We start from the raw sequence: 4,929 nt of genomic DNA, 5'->3' as shown, positions 1-4,929 counted from the left end.
TCGGCACAGCGCCTGCAGCCGCTGCCAGCCGCGCGGCGCGGTGTCCGCCTGCAGCCATGCCAGCACGGCGGCGCCGGCTCGGGCATGGGCGGCAGCGAGGTCCGGATGCGGCGCCTGGGCGGCGAGCAGATCCTGCAGCGGCGGCGGCAGGTCGAGGAAGGGCTGTCGCCGAAGGCGCTCCAGCGCGTCGTCGCCGAAGGCATCGGTGCGGCAATCGACGACCAGGAAGCGGTTGGCATCCAGCGCGGACTGCGCATGCCTGGTCTGCGGCGCGACCACCGCGGCGCGGAAACGGTCCAGATAGCCGCCGCGGCCGTCCACCTCCAGTTCCAGCGTGCCGTGCAGCGGCAGCACCAGTTGCACGTGGCCATGCTGATGGGCGGCGCCGTCGCGGCCGTAGCTGCGCAGGCTGAAGGACGGGGCGGGGGACATGCCCGTTACGCTAGCGCGCGGGCGGTGGCGGGGGAAGGGCGGGGATTGGGGATTTTTCGCGAGTGCACGGTATGTGCGGCGCCTCTGGCGACAAGAAGCCACTCCGCGACTCCACGGTGAGTGCGGCTTCAGCCCCGACAGGCGTTATCGGTAAAGCCCGTCGGGGCTGAAGCCCCTCCCACAGTGCAATCGCAACCGCCCAGCACTCGCGGAACATTCCGGATCCCGGTTTGCGGGGTTCCGAATCCCCAATCCCCAATCCCGGCTTTTTAGCTCCTGGCTTCAGCGCGATGCCTCACCGATAAACCAACGCTAAAAGCTGGCCTTGCAGGAAGCGGCCGCGCATGCAGCCATCCTGTGGGAGGGACTTCAGTCCCGACGCGATAGCGCCGAACGACGCGGCAGATGTTCGGGCACGCGGTCCGAGGCCGATGCGCTGCCTTCCTCCAGGACATCGCCGTCGCTGGAGGCATCGCACACGCGCTTGGTCAGCCGCCCTGGCCGCCGCTCCAGGTATCGCGCAACGTCACGCTGCGGTTGAACACCGGCGCGTCGGCGCGGTGGTCGTAGCGGTCGGCGACGAAATAACCGGTGCGCTCGAACTGGAACGCCTGCTCCGGCGCGGCCTGGGCGGCGGCGGGTTCGACGTAGCCGCGCACGCTGCGCTTGGAGTCGGGGTTGAGGTGGTCGCGGTAGGTCTTGCCGTCGGACTCGTCGTCGGGCTTTTCCACCGAGAACAGGCGGTCGTACAGGCGGATCTCGGCCTCCACCGCGTGCGCGGCGCTGACCCAGTGGATGGTGCCCTTGACCTTGCGGTTGGCGCCTTCCATGCCCGGGCGCGATTCCGGGTCGAGCCAGCCGCGCAGTTCCACGATCTCGCCGGCGGCGTTCTTGATCACTTCGTCGACGCGGGCGATGCCGGCGCCGCGCAGGCGCACTTCGCCGCCCGGCACCAGCCGCTTCCAGCCCTTGGGCGGGACTTCGGCGAAATCCTCGCGCTCGATCCACAGTTCGCGCGAGAACGGCACCTCGCGCGTGCCGAAGCTCTCGTCCTTGGGATGGTTGGAGAAGGTCAACGTCTCGCTGTGGCCCTCGGGCAGGTTGCTCAGCACCAGCTTCAGCGGCTCGATCACCGCCATGCGCCGCGCGGCGTGCGCGTCCAGGTCTTCGCGCAGGCAGCCTTCCAGCACCGAGAAATCGATCACCGAGTTCTGCTTGCTGATGCCGACGCGGTCGACCAGCAGGCGCAGTGCGGCCGGCGTGTAGCCGCGGCGGCGCAGGCCCTGCAGGGTGTACATGCGCGGGTCGTCCCAGCCGTCGACCAGGCCCTCGGCGACGAGCTGGGTCAGCTTGCGCTTGCTCATCACCGTGTAGTTGATGTTGAGCCGCGAGAACTCGATCTGCCGCGGCTTGGCCGCCTCGCGCGGCAGGCCCTTGTCCAGCAGGGGCTGCAGCAGTTCGGGGTGGCCGGCCAGATCGACCTTGTCCACGCACCAGTCGTACAGCGGGCGGTGGTCCTCGAACTCCAGCGTGCACAGCGAGTGGGTGATGCCTTCCACCGCATCGCCCAGCGAATGCGCGAAGTCGTACATCGGGTAGATCGGCCAGGCGTTGCCTGTGTTCTGGTGCTCGACGTGCTTGATCCGATACAGCGCCGGGTCGCGCAGGTTGATGTTGCCGCTGCTCATGTCGATCTTGGCGCGCAGGGTGCGCGCGCCGTCCGGGAACTCGCCGGCGCGCATGCGTCGGAACAGGTCCAGGTTCTCCTCGACGCTGCGGGTGCGGTAGGGCGAATCGCGGCCCGGCTCGGTGAGGGTGCCGCGGTATTCGCGCACCTGCTCGGCGGAGAGGTCGCAGACGAAGGCGTGGCCGTCGCGGATCAGCTTCTCGGCGGCCAGGTAGTACACCTCGAAATAGTCCGAGGCGTGGCGCAGCTCGGCCCAGTCGAAGCCCAGCCAGCGCACGTCGTCCTGGATCGCGGCGACGAATTCGGGATCTTCCTTGGCCGGATTGGTGTCGTCGAAGCGCAGGTTGCAGCGCCCGCCGAACTCGGCGGCGATGCCGAAGTCCAGGCAGATCGCCTTGGCGTGGCCGATGTGCAGGTAGCCGTTGGGCTCGGGCGGGAAGCGGGTGCGGATGGCCGTGTGCTTGCCGCTGGCCAGGTCCTCGCGGACGATCTGGCGGATGAAGTCTTTCTTCTCGGCCGGGGCGGAGGCGTCGGTGGCGGGGGTGTCGGACATGCGCGCGTCAACAAATTGGGTGCGCAACAGTCTACTCGGGTCAACAAACCTTGACCCTATGTTGACGTTTGTTGACGCTGGGGGCTCGGTTCGGCTGGCTGCGATCGGCGTCCCCAGCGTACTCTGCCGATCTCCCTTTGCGAGAACGCGCCATGCCTTTGCTCAGCCTCGTTATCGGCGCCCAGACCCTGTCTGCGAGCGTGCGGCGCGTCTCCCGTGCCGTCGCCAATGTCGCTGTGTACGGCTGAGGGGCCGAACATGCAGATCGCCTACCGCGCCCAGCACCTGATCGACGCCCATCTGGCCAAGCACGCGCTGGAGGATGCCGGCATCACCGCCTTCGTGTTCGGCGAGGCCCTTCTCGGCGGCGCCGGCGAACTGCCGTTCGGCGTGGTCCAGGTCTGCGTGGCCGACGAACTGCTGGAAAAGGCCCAGGAAGTGCTGATGACGCTGGGCCTGGGCGGGCAGGTGACGCGGGCGATGTAGGTTGGGGGCTGGGACTGGGGAGTCGGGATTGGGGATTGGCAAAAGCGGGGGGCTGCCGTTGCGAATCCCCAATCCCTAATCCCCAATCCCGGCCGTCAGCCATCCCGGCGGCACGGCATCCGCCACGGCCAGCGCGCGCAGGCGCTTGAACAGCACCACGGTCTCGGCCACGTTCCAGACGCGCAGGGCGACTTCGAAGGTGTCCAGCGGCTTGGTCAGGAAATCCTTGGCCCCCAGGCCGAGGGCGCGGTGGCGGGCGCTGCGGCTGGGGTCGGCGGTGAGCACGATCACCGGCAGGAAGGTGGATGGGCCGGCCAGCCGCGCCAGTTGCTCCAGGATCGCGTAGCCGTCCAGCTCCGGCATCATCAGGTCGAGCAGGATCAGGTCCGGCGCGAATGCGGCGACCAGCCCCAGCACCCGCTGCGGGTCGGTGGTCGCCACCACCTGGCGGAAGCCTTCGCGCTGCAGCAGTTCTTCCAGCAGGCGGACGTTGGCCGGTTCGTCGTCGACGATCAGGATGCGCGCGGCGAGGACATCGTTGCGGGTCATGCGAGGTGTCGATCCAGAACGGAGAAGAAGTCGGCCACGTCCAGCGGCTTGGTCAGGTAGGCACGCACGGGATCGCCCTGCACGCGGGCCAGCGTGGTCGCGGTGGCATCGGCGCTGATCACCACCACCGGGATCACCGCGGTGTGCGGCTGCGCGCGCAGCGCCCGCAGCAGGTCCTCGCCGTTGCCGTCGCTCAGGTGCAGGTCGAGCAGGATCAGGTCGGGCGTGGCCTGCTGCAGATGCGCGCGCGCCTGTGCCAGGCTGGTGGCCTCGTGCAGGCGCCAGTGCGGGCGGCGTTCGACCAGGGTACGGATCAGCGCCTGGTTGGACGGGTTGTCTTCCACGCTCAGCAACTGGCGATGTCCCCCGCCCGCCGTCGTCGTCGCCACGGCCGGGTCCGGCTGCGCCGCGGCCTGCGGCCGGTCCAGCGGCAGCGCGATCGTGAACCGCGATCCGTCCGCGCCGCTGTCCACGGCGATGCGCCCGCCCATCGCCTCGGTCAGGCGCTTGCTCAGCGCCAGGCCAAGGCCGGTGCCCTCGATCGCCGAGCGCTCGGCGCCGAGCCGCTCGAACGGCGTGAACAAGCGTTCCACCTGCGTCGGCGTCAGACCGTGGCCCTGGTCGTGCACGCTCAGCGCCAGGGACTGGCCTTCGGGCGTCGCGCTCACCCACACCGCGCCACCCGGACGGTTGAACTTGATCGCGTTGGACAGCAGGTTGATCAGCACCTGGCGCAGCCGCTGCGGGTCAGCGCGCACGGTCCACTCCGGCGGCAACTGCGGCGGCCGCAGCACGATGCCGCGCGCCTGCGCCTCCGGTGCGACCAGGCCCATCGCCTCTTCCAGTGCGGCATGCACCGGCACCGGGCATGGGCTCAGGTCGAGCTGATCGGCCTCGATGCGGGCGATGTCCAGCAGTTCGGTGATCAGCCCCAACAGATGCCGGCCGGCACCGAGGATGTGCTGCAGATGGTCGCGCTGCGCCGCGCCCGGCAGGTCCATCTCCAGCACCTGCGCATAGCCGAGGATGGCGTTGAGCGGGGTGCGCAGTTCGTGGCTGCTGCGCGAGAGGAATTCGGTCTTGGCGCGGTTGGCGCTCTCGGCCTCGCGGCGCGCCGACTGCGCTTCCTCGGCGCGCGCGGCGAGCAGGGTGCTGGCCTGCTGCAGGCGTTGCGCGACCTGGCCCAGTTCGTCGCCGGCCGGCGGCTGCGGCGCCAGCGGCA

4 protein-coding genes and 1 pseudogene are annotated in these 4,929 nt (G+C 69.5%); 1 reads left to right on the top strand and 4 read right to left on the bottom strand.

Annotation, left to right across the window (positions count from 1 at the left end; translation table 11 throughout):
• Both D180_RS09350 and D180_RS09345 read right to left on the bottom strand, forming a co-directional pair.
• A pseudogene (locus D180_RS09350) lies at positions 1 to 432 on the bottom strand (AraC family transcriptional regulator); the annotation flags it as partial.
• A 488-nt stretch (positions 433 to 920) separates the two neighbouring features.
• Complete coding sequence (locus tag D180_RS09345; RefSeq protein WP_017912583.1) at positions 921 to 2,672, bottom strand: glutamine--tRNA ligase/YqeY domain fusion protein; 1,752 nt, start codon at positions 2,670 to 2,672, stop codon at positions 921 to 923.
• A gap of 258 nt (positions 2,673 to 2,930) precedes the next feature.
• Between D180_RS09345 and D180_RS09340 the strand changes: the two genes are divergently transcribed.
• Positions 2,931 to 3,158, top strand: coding sequence for a DUF2007 domain-containing protein (locus tag D180_RS09340; protein ID WP_017912582.1), 228 nt, complete (start codon positions 2,931 to 2,933; stop codon positions 3,156 to 3,158).
• Positions 3,159 to 3,233: 75 nt separating this feature from the next.
• On the opposite strand, the gene D180_RS09335 is transcribed toward D180_RS09340, so the two are convergent.
• Both D180_RS09335 and D180_RS09330 read right to left on the bottom strand, forming a co-directional pair.
• Positions 3,234 to 3,707 (bottom strand): response regulator, encoded by a 474-nt coding sequence (locus D180_RS09335; RefSeq protein ID WP_017912581.1) that lies wholly within the window; start codon positions 3,705 to 3,707, stop codon positions 3,234 to 3,236.
• The coding region (locus tag D180_RS09330) for an ATP-binding protein (RefSeq protein WP_017912580.1) at positions 3,704 to 4,929 on the bottom strand (1,226 nt) is incomplete at its 5' end. The genes D180_RS09330 and D180_RS09335, both read right to left, overlap by 4 nt.

It is taken from the genome of Xanthomonas sp. SHU 166 (genome assembly GCF_000364685.1).
Taxonomy (GTDB): Bacteria; Pseudomonadota; Gammaproteobacteria; order Xanthomonadales; family Xanthomonadaceae; genus Xanthomonas_A; species Xanthomonas_A sontii.
Note: the sequence above shows the minus strand (reverse complement) of the source record. Positions and strands in the feature narration are given on the sequence as shown.